Below are 13,429 nucleotides of genomic sequence, written 5' to 3'. Positions count from 1 at the left end.
GCGGGGCAGCCGCCCAGGATGCCCACCGGTATCGTGGTCGACGTGACCCCCGACCCGACACCTCGTGACCCGTCCGTCGCGCGGGCCGAGATCCGCGACAGCGAGGCCCAGCGCCGACTCGGCCTGCTGCCCCCCGGCGTCCTGCCGACGCGTGCCGCCCGCTGGGTGGCCGACGGCGTCGACGACGCCTCCGTGCACGAGCTCGCCCGGGCGCTCACGACGACGGACGACGCCCGCGAGGCCCTTCTGGCCCGTGCGGCCGCCGACCTCGACCTCGGCTTCGCGACGGTTCGCGAGGCGCGTGCCCACCACGGTCAGCGCGTCGTCGAGTCGATGACGGCCGCCTCCGCGCCGAACGACGCCCTGGGCTTCTCGAACGGCTTCACCGACACGATCGAGGAGTCGGTCCGCGACAGCATCGCGCGCCTCTTCAAGCCCCGCGGCTGACCGTCCCGCCCCACGACGTCGGGGCGACCCCCGGCGCGTGCGGTCTCTCGGCGACGTCCGGGGGTGCCGCGTGACGCGACCACGCGCAGGAGGCGCGGTGTCGGTCGATGCCGGCACCGCGCCTCCTCGGCTCCCTCGTCGGGTCAGGCCTTGCCGACCTCGAGTTCGACGACGGCCCATGACAGTGCCGGCAGGCGCAGGCGCGCGGTGCCCCCGTCGACCGTGACGCCGGTCAGCGGGACGAGCCCGACGGTGTCCTGTGCCTGCTCGGTGTTGGACGAGAACCGGTCGCCGCCCTCGGGCACGGCCAGCACCTCGGCGCGGGTGACGCGGCCACCGTCGAAGCCGCGCAGGGCGAGCTCGACGTCGGCCGTCTCGTCGAGACCGCGGTTCGCGAGGAAGAACGCGAGCTTGCCGGTCTCCTCGTCGTAGGTCGCGCTGACGTCGACCAGGTCGGCGTCGCCGTACTTCTCGGTGTCGACCTTGTCGCTGGTGACGACGGTGCGCAGGATCTGCCCGGTGGCCAGGGCCGCCATGCGGGCGAACGGCCAGAAGATCGACTGGCGCCAGGCGGGGCCGCCGGCCTCGCTGCGGATCGGGGCGATGACGTTGACGAGCTGCGCCTGGTTGGCGATCTTGACCCGGTCGCCGTGACGCAGCAGCGAGTTCAGGAACGTGCCGACCACGACCGCGTCGGTGACGTTGTACTGGTCCTCGATCAGCCGGGGGTGCTCGCGCCAGCCCTTCGAGACGTTGTGCGGCTGGTCGTCGCTGTCGAGGCCGGTCTGGTACCAGACGTTCCACTCGTCGAACGAGATGTCGACCTGCTTCGCGTGCTTGCCGGCGGCCTTCACGCCGTCGATGGTCGACACGACCTCGTCGATGAACGCGTCCATGTCGACGGCCGTCGCGAGGAAGCTCTTCGCGTCGCCGTCGTGCTCCTGGTAGTAGGCGTGCATCGAGACGTAGTCGACCTCGTCGTAGGCGTGGGTGAGCACCTCGTGCTCCCAGGCGCCGAAGGTGGGCATGCCCCGGCCCGAGCTGCCGACGGCGACCAGCTCGATCGAGTCGTCGACGAACTTCATGGCCTTGGCGGCCTCCTGGGCGAGGCGACCGTACTCGGTCGCCGTCTTGTGACCGATCTGCCACGGGCCGTCGAGCTCGTTGCCGAGGCACCAGAGCTTGATGTCGAACGGGTCCTTCGCACCGTTGGCGATGCGACGGTCACTCAGGGCGGTGCCGCCGGGGTGGTTGGCGTACTCGACGAGCTCGCGGGCGGCATCGACGCCGCGGGTGCCGAGGTTGACGGCCTCCATGACCTCCGTGCCGGCGAGCTTCGACCACGCGACGAACTCGTGCAGGCCGAAGGCGTTGGTCTCGACCGTGTGCCACGCGCCGTCGAGGCGGCGCGGGCGCTGGTCGACCGGCCCGACGCCGTCCTCCCAGTTGTAGCCCGACACGAAGTTTCCGCCGGGGTAGCGGATGACGGTCGCGCCGAGCTCCTTGGTCAGGTCGAGGACGTCCTGACGGAAGCCGTTCTCGTCGGCGGTGGGGTGACCGGGCTCGTAGATGCCGGTGTAGACGCAGCGGCCCATGTGCTCGACGAACGAGCCGAACAGGCGTCTCGGCACGGAGCCGACGGTGAACTCGCGGTCGACGGTGATGCGGGCGGTGGACATGGATCTCCTAGCGGGGGGAACGGCGTGTGATCGGTGGGTACGGGGATGCGGAGGCGCGGTGCGGCGGCGAGGTCGGGTCACTGACCTCCGAAGCCGGTGGTCGAGATGCCCTTGATGATCTGGCGTTGGAAGAACAGGAACACCAGGATCAGCGGCAGGGCCGCGAGGACGGCCGCCGCCATGTTCTGCGCGTACTGGATGCCGTAGGCGCTCTCGATGGTCTGCAGGCCGACCGGCAGGGTGAGCAGCGACGCGTCGTTCGTCACGATGAACGGCCAGAGGAAGTTGTTCCACGCGCCGATGAACACGAAGATCGACACGGCGCCGAGGATGGGCCGCGACAGCGGCAGCAGGATGGTGAAGAACACCCGGATGCGCCCGGCCCCGTCGACGCGGGCGGCGTCCTCGAGCTCGATCGGCACCTGGTCGAAGAACTTCTTCAGCACGAAGACCATGGCCGGGGCGATGGCCTGGGGCAGGATGATGCCCCAGTAGGTGTCGACCATGTCGAAGGCGAGCATCTGGTAGAACAACGGCACGATCAGCACCTGCGGCGGGATGATGATCGACGCGATCGTCGCCACGTACAGCCACTTCTTGCCCCGGAAGTCGAGGCGCGAGAACGCGTAGGCGACGAGGGCCGAGGTGGCCACGACGATCAGCGTGATGACGATCGACGTGAAGAGGCTGTTGAACAGCCACACCGGGATGTTGCCCTGCTCGAGCACCCCGCGGTAGGCGTCGAGGGTGAAGCCGCCGGCCGGGATCCAGGTCTGCGGGGTGGCGGCGGCGTCGGCCTCGCTCTAGAACGACGTGGCCAGCGACCACAAGAAGGGCAGCAGCCACAGGACGGCCAGCACGACGAGGATCACCACGCTGAGCACGGCCATCGGGCCGAACGGCTTCTGGCCGGGCTTGTGGCCCCTGCGGCCGCGGTCGGCGGTGGGGGCGCGCAGGTCGGAGGTGGGGGCGACGGCCGGGGCGGTCATTTCTGGGCTCCCTTGCGGTTGCGGGCCGTGATGCCGAACTGGGCGATCGAGATGACGACGATGACCGCGAAGAAGATGTACGAGATCGCCGACGAGTAGCCGAAGCGGTACCCGGTGAAGCCGGTGTCGAAGATGTACTGCACGGCCGAGCGGGTGCTGCCCGCCGGGCCGCCGGTGGTCATCTGGTAGATCTGATCGAAGACCTTGAGCGACGCGAGCACCTGCAGGATGACGATCAGGCCGGTGGTCGGTCCGAGCTGCGGGATGGTGATCGAGACGAGCGACCGCCAGCGGCCGGCACCGTCGAGCGACGCGGCCTCGTACTGCTGGTCGGGGATGTTCTGCAGGGCGGCGAGGTACAGCAGGAAGTTGAACCCGACCGTCCACCAGACGGTCGTCGCGACGACGGCGATCATGGCCGTGTCGGGGTCCTGCAGCCAGGCGGGCTGCGGCAGTCCGAGCGTGCCGAGGACGGTGTTGATCGGGCCGAGGGTCGGGCTGTAGAGCTGGATCCAGAACAGCGAGACGACGGTCGAGGCGAGCAGGTACGGCAGGAAGAAGCTCAGCCGCCAGAGCCACTGGCCCGGCAGGCCCGTGTTGACGAGGATCGCCAGCACGAGCGCGACGACGACGAGCGGGATCGTGCTGAGCACCGTGAACCAGAGCGTGTTGAGCATCGACCGCCACATGTCGCCGTCGGCGAAGGCCTCGGCGTAGTTCGCGACGCCGATCAGCTCGCCGCCCTGGCCGGTCAGGCTCTGACCGGTGAAGCTCAGGTAGAAGCCGTGCAGCAGGGGCCACACGAGGAAGACCGCGAACAGCACGGTGAACGGGGCCGCGAAGCCCCAGCCGATGCGGTTGTCGGACGGGCCGGTGCGCCCGCGGGAGGTGCGGGTGCGGTCGGCCGCGCGGGCGTCGGACCGCGAGCGGTCGGCGGTGGCCCGGGGGGCCTTGACCGTGGTGGAGGTCACAGATCGACTCCTTCGTCGTCGTGATGGTCGGGTCGTGCGGAGGAGGGGGTGGTCGCGGGGACGGACCACGGGCGAGCCGGGGTGGGGCGTGTCGGGCGGCGCGTGCCGGTGGGCGCGTCGTGCCGTCGACCGGTCACACGGGTGCCGGACGCGAGAGCTGCGTGTTCACGCGCGCGATGAACGCCCGCATGCCGGCGGCCGCGTCGTCCTTGGCGAGGATCACCGACTGGATCGAGTCGAGGAAGTACGTCTGGAAGTCCGACCCCGAGCCCGTGAACCAGGCCGGCGGGTCGTAGTTGAGGTAGTCGGCCGCCTCGGCGTAGTTGGCCTGGGGCCGGAGCTCGGCGTACTCGGGGCTCTCGACGATCGGCAGGTAGGCGGGGATGTGCCCGGCGGCCGCCCACGAGATCGAGTCCTTGAGGATCGTCGAGACCATCTTGTAGACGTCCTCGCGCTTCGTCTCGTCGACCACGCTCTGCCGGGGCAGCACGAACGCGTGCGAGTCGGCGTAGACGGCCGGCGTGCCGAAGAGCGTCGGGATGATGCTGCCGTCGAACGGGATGCCCGCGTTCTCGGCGCTGGGGACCTCCCACACGCCGGTGAACAGCATGCCGCTCTCGCCGCTGACGAACTGGGCGATGCCCGACTGGATGTCGCTCGCGGTGGCCATCGCGGTGCCGTCGGTCAGCTGCTGCATGAACTCGAGCGCCGTGACGGCGGCCTGTTCGTCGTACTCGACCGTGCCGCCCTCGCGGAGCACCATGTCGGCGCCCTGCTGCTTGTAGAACGTGTAGAACATGCGCCAGAGCTGGGCGCCGTCGTTCAGGTACCCCCACGAAGCCCCGTTCTTGCCCGTCACGCGCTGCATCGCGTTCGCGACCTCGAGGAACTGCTCGGGGCTCGTGATCTCGACGAGCTTGCCGTCGGCACCCAGGGCTCCGGCCTGCGCGGCGATGTCGGTGTTGTACAACAGGATGAACGGGTGCGAGTCGAGGGCGACCGAGTAGAGGTCGTCGCCGCTGAAGCCCTTCTTCCAGACCGCCTCGGCGAAGTCCTGCTCGCGGACGCCGTACGATGCGAGCTTCTCGACGTCCCACGGGTCGAGCAGGCCGCCGGGGGCGTAGCCGGGCACGCGCGAGGCGTGCATGATCGCGACGTCGGGCGCGCGACCGCCGGCCGAGGCCATGGCGAGCTTCGTGTAGTACGGCGTGCCCCAGGCGAGCACCGTCTGCGTCGCGTGGAACTCGGGGTTCTGGGCGTTGGCCTCGTCGATCAGGGCCGACATCTTGATGCCGTCGCCGCCGCTCAGCAGGTGCCAGAACTTCAGCTGGGCGACGTCCGTGCCCGAGCCGGTGACGGCGCCGGGGGCACAGCCCGCGAGGCCCGTGGCGACGAAGGCCCCGCCGACGAGGGCGGCCGAACCCAGCAGCATGCTGCGGCGGCTGAGGCCGTGGGAGGGGGTGCCCGGTCGGGGTGCCGGGGTCGTGCGATGGTTCTCGGTCATCTTCACTCCTTTGTGATGCGTGACGAGAGTGACTATTCCATCGTTGTAACGGATGCGCAAGCGACGCGGGACGGTGAGTCGCGCCTCCTGGGCTGCTGCCGGCGTGACCGCCGCACGGGTCGCCGTCGGGCGGGCTGCCGGGCTGCCGGGCTGGCGGGCTGGCGGCTCGGCGTCAGGCGCGGCCGCGGGTGCTGGCGCGCACGACGATCTCGTGGGGGACGAGCACGAGCTCGGCCGCGCCCTGCCGGTCGGCGATGCGGGCCGCGAGCAACTCGAGGGTGCGGTCGACGTAGTGTCGCTTGTCGAACGTGACCGTGGTCAGCGGGGGCACCGAGAAGCGGCCGTCGACGATGTCGTCGAAGCCCGCGACGGCCACGTCGTCGGGCACGCGCAGCCCCGCCGACGTGATCGCGCTGACGGCGCCGATCGCGAGCGAGTCGGTGAAGCAGAAGATTGCGTCGGGTCGGTCGCCGCGGTCGACCGCGGCCCGCACGACGGCGAAGGCGTCGGCCGAGGTCCACTCGGGGCACGAGTACTGCAGGGCCCGGTCGACCGGCAGGCCGGCCTCGGCCATGGCCAGTTCGAAGCCGCGGGTGCGGGCGCGCGCCGTGGCGGTGTCGAATTGGCCGGCCGAGTCGCCCAGGGTGGCGATGCGTCGGTGACCCGCCGCGATCAGGTGCGCGGTCATGTCGCGCGCGGCGGCGACGCTGTCGACGCGGACCTGGTCGACGAGGGTCTGCTCGACCTCGCCGATCACCACGACCGGGGGCAACGAGTCGGTGCCGACGCCGGTCGCCGACGACAGCGCGCTGGCGTCCAGGGTGATCGGGTTGAGCACGAGGCCGTCGACGAGGTGCTCCTTGCCCCGCGAGAGCAGCTCGCCCTCGCGCTCGGGCCGTGACCCGGTCTGTTCGAGCTGGATCGACCAGCCGCGCTCGTGGGCGACCTCGACGAACCAGTGCGTCATCTCGGCGCTGTACGGCGTGCTCAGGTCGGGGAACGCCAGGGCGATCGACCCCGTCCGCCCGGTGCGGAGGCCCCTGGCGCTGAGGTTCGGCACGTAGTCGAGCTCGGCGAGGGCGGTCTCGACCCGGTGTCGGGTGTCGGGCCGCACGAACACGACGCCGTTGATGACGTTCGAGACGGTCTTCGGCGACACCCCGGCGAGTGCCGCCACGTCCTTCACCGTCGCGCGCATGCGTTCAGGCTAGTGCGAGCCGACGTTCAGACGGAGCCGAGCACCTTGACGATCCGCTGCAACGAGACGCTCTCGCTCGGGCGCAGGTCTTGCGCGAACAGGCTGAGGCGGAACTCCTCGAGCATCCACCGGGCGCGGACGAGCGCAGGAGGCGCGGTGTCGGCAGGTGGGAACGTCCCGCCCGCGGCCTCGTACCGCTCGGTCGCCTGCTGCACCTCGCTCAGCCAGACGCGGTCGCGTCCGGGTGCCTCGAGCAGCTTGGCGGTGCGCTTCGTGATGCCCACGAGGTACACCGGCACGCGCTGCAACTGCTGCAGCCCGGTCTGCGACACGAAGCCCGGGCGGATCAACCGATCGCGCTGCTGCCGCATGTCGGTCAGCGCCGCGAGCAGCGTCATCGACGTCGCGCCCTTCATCGCCTTGTCGGCGTCGCGGGCGGCCGTCAACGTCCGGGCGACGAGCGACACGGTCTGGAACATCTGGTCCATCACGGCACCCGAGACCCGGTCCCGCGTCGAGAGGAACTCCTTCTTCGTCATCACCATGCCGTCGGGCTTCACCCGGAACAGCACGTCGTCGACGACGGCCACGAGACAGTCGGCGAAGAGAGCTGCCGTGTTCTGGTAGGGGCTCGTCGCGAGGATGAGCTTCTCGGCGCTGGTCAGGTGCTGCTGCACGTAGGCCACGGGAGACGGGGTCGCCAGCATGAGCAGGCGTCGCACGCCCTTCGGCGTCGCGAGGGCCTGGTCGGCGGGCGTCGCCATCAGCGTGATCGACACGGAGTCGCCGTGGTCGACCAGCGCCGGGTAGGCGCGGATCACCGTGTCGCCGTGGCGGGTGTCGACGACGGCGGGGAGCTCGTCGAAGTCCCACGACGTCAGGCCCTCGCGCTCGATCGAGCTGGTGGGGCGAGGCGTCACGGGCGCGGCGTCGCCACCCGCGCCTCCTCGTCCGCGACCCCGGCCGCGGCCGCGCTCGCCCTGACCGCCGCCCTGGGTGACGCGGGCGACGCTGTCGCGCGTCGCGTCGCGCAGGCGGTGCTGCAGCGCGGTGAGGTCTTTGTCGGCTCCGACCGTGCGGCCCCGCTCGTCGACGACGGCGTACGTGACCCGCAGGTGGGCGGGCACGCGGTGCAGGTCGAAGTCGTCGGCGGTGACGGGCGCGTAGGTGAGCTTCCTGACGGCCGCCGCGACGGTCGCCGTGAAGGGCTCGGAGGCGTCGGCGGGCGGGGAGTCGGGCAGCTCGTCGGTGATCTTCGACGCCCAGTCGGCGGCGGGGACGACGTTCTTGCGGATCTGCTTGGGCAACGACTTGATCAGCGACGTCACGAGCTCGTCACGAAGCCCCGGCACCTGCCAGTCGAACCCGACCGGACGGAGGCGCGGCAGCAGCGGCAGCGGGACGATCACGGTCACGCCGTCGTCGTCGGCTCCCGGCTCGAACTTGTAGCGCAGGGTGAGCGTCTGGTCGCCCTGCTGCCACGTGCTCGGGAACCCCTGTTCGTCGACGTCGGGTTCGTCGTCGCCGAGCAGGTCGGCCGCGGTCATCGTGAGAAGGTCGGGGGTCTCGACCTTCGCCTTGCGCCACCAGCCCTCGAAGTCGCGCGTGCTGGCGACGTCGGACGGGATGCGGCGCTGGAAGAACTCGAACGCGGCGTCGCCGTCGACCAGGATGTCGCGGCGTCGCGTGCGCTCCTCGACCTCGGTCAGCTCGCGGATGAGCTGCCGGTTCTTCTGCTCGAAGGCCTGGCGCCCCTCCCAGTCGCCCTCGACGAGCGCGTGACGGATGAACAGCTCGCGGGCGTAGGCGGGGTCGATGCGCGAGAACTGGATGCGCCGCCGCTCGACGATCGGCACCCCGTAGAGCGTGACGCGCTCGTAGGCGACGACGGCTCCCTGCTTCTTCTCCCAGTGCGGTTCGCCGTAGCTGCGCTTGACCAGGTCGGGCGCGAGCGGTTCGGCCCACGCCGGGTCGATCGCCCCGGCCACCCGGGCGAACAACCGGCTCGTCTCGACCAGTTCGGCGGTCATCACGGCCGCCGGCGGCTTCTTCGCGAGGCTGCTGCCGGGGAAGATGAGGAACCTCGTCTGGCGGGCGCCGACGAAGTCCTTCTTCTGCGGGTCGAAGAGGCCGATCTGGCTGAGCAGGCCGGCGAGCAGGCTGCGGTGCACGCCGTCGGGGTTCGCGCTGCGCTCGCCGATGTGCAGGCCGAGGGGGCGGGCCGCCCGGCTGAGCTGCCGGTAGACGTCCTGCCACTCGCGGATGCGCAGGTAGTTGAGGAACTCGTCGCGGCACAGGCGCTTGAAGGCGTTGCCGCTGAGCTCGCGCTGCTTGTCTTCCAGGTACTCGAACAGGTTGAGCAGGGTGAGGAAGTCGCCCTTGGGGTCGCGGAAGCGCGAGTGCTTCTCGTCGGCCTGGGCACGCTTCTCGAGCGGGCGCTCGCGGGGGTCCTGGATGCTCAGGGCCGAGACGATGGCGAGCACCTCGCGCGTCGTGCCCTGCGTCTTCGACTCGACCACCATGCGGGCCAGGCGGGGGTCGATCGGCAGGCGGGTGAGCTGCTTGCCGACGCGCGTGATCTGGCCGCCCTGCGTCACGGCGCCGAGTTCGCGCAACAGGTCGAGGCCGTCCTTGATGCCGCGCGAGTCGGGCGGCTGCAGGAAGGGGAAGGCCGCGATGTCGCCCAGGTCCAGCGAGATCATCTGCAGGATGACGGCGGCGAGGTTGGTCCGCAGGATCTCGGGCTCGGTGAACTCGGGACGCTTCTCGAAGTCGGTCTCGCTGTAGAGGCGTATCGCGATGCCGCTGCTGGTACGACCCGAGCGGCCCGACCGCTGGTTCGCGCTCGCCTGCGAGATGGCCTCGATCGGCAGGCGTTGCACCTTGGCCCGGGTCGAGTAGCGGCTGATGCGCGCGGTGCCGGCGTCGATCACGTACTTGATGCCGGGCACGGTCAGGCTGGTCTCGGCGACGTTGGTCGCGAGGACGATGCGCCTGCGGGTGCCGGCGGTCGTGCTGGGCTGGAAGACCCGGTGCTGGTCGGCGGCGCTCAGCCGGCCGTAGAGCGGCAGCACCTCGGTGTGCGGCAGGTTGCGGCCGCGGATGCTCTCTTCGGCGTCGCGGATCTCGTTCTCGCCGCTGAGGAACACCAGGACGTCGCCGCTCGACTCGCGGGCGAGCTCGTCCAGTGCCTCGTCGATGCCCTGCAGATAGTCCTTGTCGTCGGCGCGCTGCCTGCGGTCGCCGGCCCGCGCCTCCTGACGGTTGCCCTGCCGGCCCGAGGGGCGGTCGTCGTCGAGGTCGTCGTCGTCGTCGCTCGTCGTGTCGTCGGCGACGAGCGGGCGGTAGCGGATCTCGACCGGGTAGGTGCGACCCGAGACCTCGACGATGGGGGCGTCGCCGAAGTGCTTCGAGAACGACTCGGGGTCGATCGTGGCGCTCGTGATGATCAGCTTGAGGTCGGGGCGGCGGGGCAGCAGCTGCTTCAGGTAGCCGAGGAGGAAGTCGATCGTGAGGCTGCGCTCGTGCGCCTCGTCGATGATGATCGTGTCGTAGCGCTCGAGGTCGCGGTCGAAGTGGATCTCGTTGAGCAGGATGCCGTCGGTCATCAGCTTGATCTGCGTGTCGGCGCCGACCTTGTCGGTGAACCGCACCTGGTAGCCGACGACCCCGCCGACCTCGTCGCCGAGTTCTTCGGCGATCCGCTCACTGATGGTGCGGGCGGCGATGCGCCGGGGCTGCGTGTGGCCGATCGCGGTGCGACCGAGCTCGAGGCAGATCTTCGGCAGCTGCGTGGTCTTGCCCGAGCCGGTGGCGCCCGCGACGATGACGACCTGGTTGTCACGGATCGCCGCGGCGATGTCGTCGCGCCTCTGGCTGACCGGCAGCTCGGCGGGATACGTGATGGTGGGGATCATGAGCCCTTCATCGTAAGCCGCCCGGGCTGGGCGGGTCGACGGGTGCCGCGTCGTAGGATCACGGCAGACTGCTCGTCAACGGAGACGGAGAAGACACGATGTCATCAGCACCCAGCCCCCGAGGCCACGCCACCGCGTCGGTCGCGGCCATCCTCGCCGAATCGGCCGCCCGTCACCCCGACGACGTCGCCGTGATCGTCGGGTCCACCTCGACCACCTACGCCGAGCTCTGGCAGCAGACCCTCGCCTACGCCGGTGCCCTCCGCGCCCGCGGCGTCGGGCCGGGCGACCGGGTCGCCATGCTCGTCCCGAACGTGGCCGACTTCCCCCGGGTGTACTACGCGACGCTCGCGCTCGGGGCGGTCGCCGTGCCCGTCCACGCGCTGCTGAAGCGTCATGAGATCGAGTACGTGCTGGCGGACAGCGGTTCGAAGCTGCTCGTCTGCGCCGCGCCCCTGCTCGGCGAGGGCGGTGCGGGAGCCAGGCTCGCCGGGGCCGACGTGCTGACCGTGCTCGCGCCTCCCGCCGGCGCAGCCACGACGTCGGGTGACGACGACGCGTCCACCGCACCCGACCGCCTCGAAGACCTGGCGGCCGTCGCCGAGCCCCTCGACACGTACGTGCCGCGCGACCCGTTCGACACGGCGACCATCCTCTACACGAGCGGCACCACCGGGCAGCCGAAGGGCGCCGAGGGGTCGCACCTCGCCCTGATCGAGCAGGTCAACACCAACCTGATGACGACCTTCGACATGCACCGTGGGGACGTGCTGCTCGGGGCGCTGCCGTTGTTCCACACCTTCGGGCAGACCTGCACGATGAACACCGGGTTCCGCGTCGGCGCGACCATCGTCATGCTGCCGAAGTTCGACGGCGACGCCGCACTGGCGGCCATGGTCGAGCACCGCTGCGAGGTCTTCATGGGGGTGCCGACGATGTACATGGCGCTCATCGCCGCCGCGGGTCGGAGCGAGGCGCGTCCGCCGCTGCGCTACGCCGTCTCGGGCGGGGCGTCGCTGCCGCTCGCCGTGCTCGAGAGGTTCCAGGAGGTCTACGACGCACCGATCCACGAGGGCTACGGGCTGACCGAGACCTCGCCCGTCGCCACCTTCAACCACGTCGGCGTGCCGCCGCGCCCCGGCACGATCGGCACGCCGATCTGGGGGGTCGACGTCGAGATCGCCGACCAGCACGTCGAGGACTCGATCGTCCTGCTGCCGCACGGCGAGATCGGCGAGCTCGTGATCCGCGGGCACAACCTGATGAACGGGTATCTCGACCGCCCCGACGACACCGCGAAGGCGATCGTCGACGGCTGGTTCCGCACCGGCGACCTGGGCACGAAGGACGACGACGGGTACCTCACCATCGTCGACCGCACGAAGGACATGATCATCCGCAACGGCTACAACGTGTACCCGCGTCAGGTCGAGGAGGTCCTGGCCCAGCACCCCGACGTCACGATGGCCGCCGTCTTCGGCGTGCCCCACGAGCTGCACGGACAAGAGATCGAGGCCGCCGTCGTCCTCCGCGAGGGCGCCGCCGCGACCCCCGACGAACTGGTCGCGTTCGTCGCCGACGAGATCGCGGCCTACAAGTTCCCCCGCGTCGTGCACGTGCTCGACGCCCTGCCCCTCGGGCCCAGCGGCAAGGTGCTGAAGCGCGAGCTGGTCGACCGGTTCGGCACCCCGCAGGAGGCGCGCTCGGGCAGCTGACCGGCGGTCGCCGTCGCGAGGCGGTCGCGCCGCTACGATGACCAGCCATGATCGCGATCGTGATGGCCGCCCTGCTCTGGGGCACGACCGGCACGGTGGCGAGCACGCTCCCGTCCGACGTGGGCCCGCTCGCCGTCGGCGCCGCGACGATGTGCGTCGGCGGGCTGCTGCTGGCGCTGACCGCCCCCCGGCTCACGCGCGGCGTGCTGGGCGGTGGCATGACGTCGTGGCGGTGGCTCGTCCTGGGCGCGCTCGGCGTCGTCGTCTACCCGCTCGCGTTCTACTCGTCGATGTCGCTCGCCGGGGTCGCGGTCGGCAACGTCGTCTCGCTCGGCACGGCACCCGTCTTCGCGGCGCTGCTCGAGCGACTGCTCGACCCGCCCGGGCGTCGACGCCCCCTGGAGGCGCGGTGGGCGGCGAGCGCGGCCCTCGCGGTCGTCGGCGTCGCCCTTCTCGCCGCGACCGGCGGACACCCGCCGGGTCACGACGGGACCGTCCAGGCCGACGGAGGCGCGGCCGCGGCGTCCGCGTCGGTGCCGGCCGGCATCGCGCTCGGCGTGCTCGCGGGCCTCGCCTACGCGACCTACACGTACACCGCGGGGCGCCTGATCGCCGAGGGGCACCCGTCGCGCGGGGCCGTGTCGGCGCAGTTCGGCCTGGGCGCGGTGCTGCTGCTGCCGGTGCTGCTGGCGACCGGGGCTCCCTTGCTGCGGTCGGGCGCCTCCCTGGGGGCCGCGGCGTACCTCGCGCTCGGTCCGATGTTCGTCGCGTACCTGCTGTTCGGCCGGGGTCTGCGCACGGTGTCGAGCTCGCGGGCGACGACCGTGACGCTGCTCGAACCGTTCGTGGCGACCCTCCTCGCGGTGCTCGTGGTCGGTGAGCGGCTCGACCCGGTGGGCTGGCTAGGCCTCGGCCTGGTGCTCACCGGCGTCGTCTCGGTGGTGCTGGCCCGGCCCCCACGCCCCTCCCGCCCGGGGGTCGTCGCCACCTAGAGTGGAGCCACGACGTT

At 71.0% G+C, this 13,429-nt stretch carries 8 protein-coding genes and 1 pseudogene; 3 read left to right on the top strand and 6 right to left on the bottom strand.

The window, feature by feature from the left end:
* Window positions 1–18 precede the first annotated feature (18 nt).
* Window positions 19–447: a hypothetical protein gene (locus ABID81_RS04810; RefSeq protein WP_354593671.1), complete on the top strand. Its 429-nt coding sequence runs from the start codon at window positions 19–21 to the stop codon at window positions 445–447.
* A gap of 143 nt (window positions 448–590) precedes the next feature.
* Here ABID81_RS04810 and arfA read toward each other — a convergent pair whose 3' ends face one another.
* The 6 genes and pseudogenes from arfA to hrpA all read right to left on the bottom strand — a co-directional run bounded on the left by arfA (window position 591) and on the right by hrpA (window position 10,705).
* On the bottom strand, window positions 591–2,126 hold the full coding sequence (gene arfA / locus ABID81_RS04805; RefSeq protein ID WP_354593670.1) for an arabinosylfuranosidase ArfA: 1,536 nt from the start codon (window positions 2,124–2,126) through the stop codon (window positions 591–593).
* A gap of 77 nt (window positions 2,127–2,203) precedes the next feature.
* Window positions 2,204–3,115 (bottom strand): annotated as a pseudogene (locus tag ABID81_RS04800) (carbohydrate ABC transporter permease).
* Window positions 3,112–4,086, bottom strand: a complete 975-nt coding sequence (locus tag ABID81_RS04795; protein ID WP_488628129.1) for a carbohydrate ABC transporter permease — start codon at window positions 4,084–4,086, stop codon at window positions 3,112–3,114. Before ABID81_RS04795 ends, ABID81_RS04800 begins: the two are co-directional and overlap by 4 nt.
* Window positions 4,087–4,219: 133 nt before the next feature.
* Entirely contained in the window at window positions 4,220–5,590 is a 1,371-nt protein-coding gene (locus tag ABID81_RS04790) for an extracellular solute-binding protein (protein ID WP_354593669.1), read from the bottom strand.
* 172 nt (window positions 5,591–5,762) lie between these two features.
* Entirely contained in the window at window positions 5,763–6,788 is a 1,026-nt protein-coding gene (locus ABID81_RS04785) for a LacI family DNA-binding transcriptional regulator (protein WP_354593668.1), read from the bottom strand.
* Window positions 6,789–6,814: 26 nt separating this feature from the next.
* On the bottom strand, window positions 6,815–10,705 hold the full coding sequence (hrpA, locus tag ABID81_RS04780) for an ATP-dependent RNA helicase HrpA (RefSeq protein WP_354593667.1): 3,891 nt from the start codon (window positions 10,703–10,705) through the stop codon (window positions 6,815–6,817).
* Between the two features lie 98 nt (window positions 10,706–10,803).
* On the opposite strand from hrpA, the gene ABID81_RS04775 reads away from it, so the two are divergent.
* Complete coding sequence (locus tag ABID81_RS04775; protein ID WP_354593666.1) at window positions 10,804–12,420, top strand: long-chain-fatty-acid--CoA ligase; 1,617 nt, start codon at window positions 10,804–10,806, stop codon at window positions 12,418–12,420.
* Between the two features lie 47 nt (window positions 12,421–12,467).
* The gene (locus ABID81_RS04770) at window positions 12,468–13,412 is read left to right on the top strand and encodes a DMT family transporter (protein WP_354593665.1); all 945 of its coding nucleotides are present in this window, start codon (window positions 12,468–12,470) and stop codon (window positions 13,410–13,412) included.
* Window positions 13,413–13,429: the final 17 nt, after the last annotated feature.

Origin of the sequence: Frigoribacterium sp. PvP054, assembly GCF_040547465.1 — a bacterium.
GTDB lineage: Bacteria > Actinomycetota > Actinomycetes > Actinomycetales > Microbacteriaceae > Frigoribacterium.
This window is presented reverse-complemented; position numbering and strand designations above follow the sequence as displayed.

Excerpts from the sequence above, each read along its gene's own strand:
- ABID81_RS04810 (WP_354593671.1), top strand. The coding sequence starts at position 19 with ATGCCCACCGGTATCGTGGTCGACGTGACCCCCGACCCGACACCTCGT.
- arfA (WP_354593670.1), bottom strand. The coding sequence starts at position 2,126 with ATGTCCACCGCCCGCATCACCGTCGACCGCGAGTTCACCGTCGGCTCC.
- ABID81_RS04790 (WP_354593669.1), bottom strand. The coding sequence starts at position 5,590 with ATGACCGAGAACCATCGCACGACCCCGGCACCCCGACCGGGCACCCCC.
- ABID81_RS04785 (WP_354593668.1), bottom strand. The coding sequence starts at position 6,788 with ATGCGCGCGACGGTGAAGGACGTGGCGGCACTCGCCGGGGTGTCGCCG.
- hrpA (WP_354593667.1), bottom strand. The coding sequence starts at position 10,705 with ATGATCCCCACCATCACGTATCCCGCCGAGCTGCCGGTCAGCCAGAGG.
- ABID81_RS04775 (WP_354593666.1), top strand. The coding sequence starts at position 10,804 with ATGTCATCAGCACCCAGCCCCCGAGGCCACGCCACCGCGTCGGTCGCG.
- ABID81_RS04770 (WP_354593665.1), top strand. The coding sequence starts at position 12,468 with ATGATCGCGATCGTGATGGCCGCCCTGCTCTGGGGCACGACCGGCACG.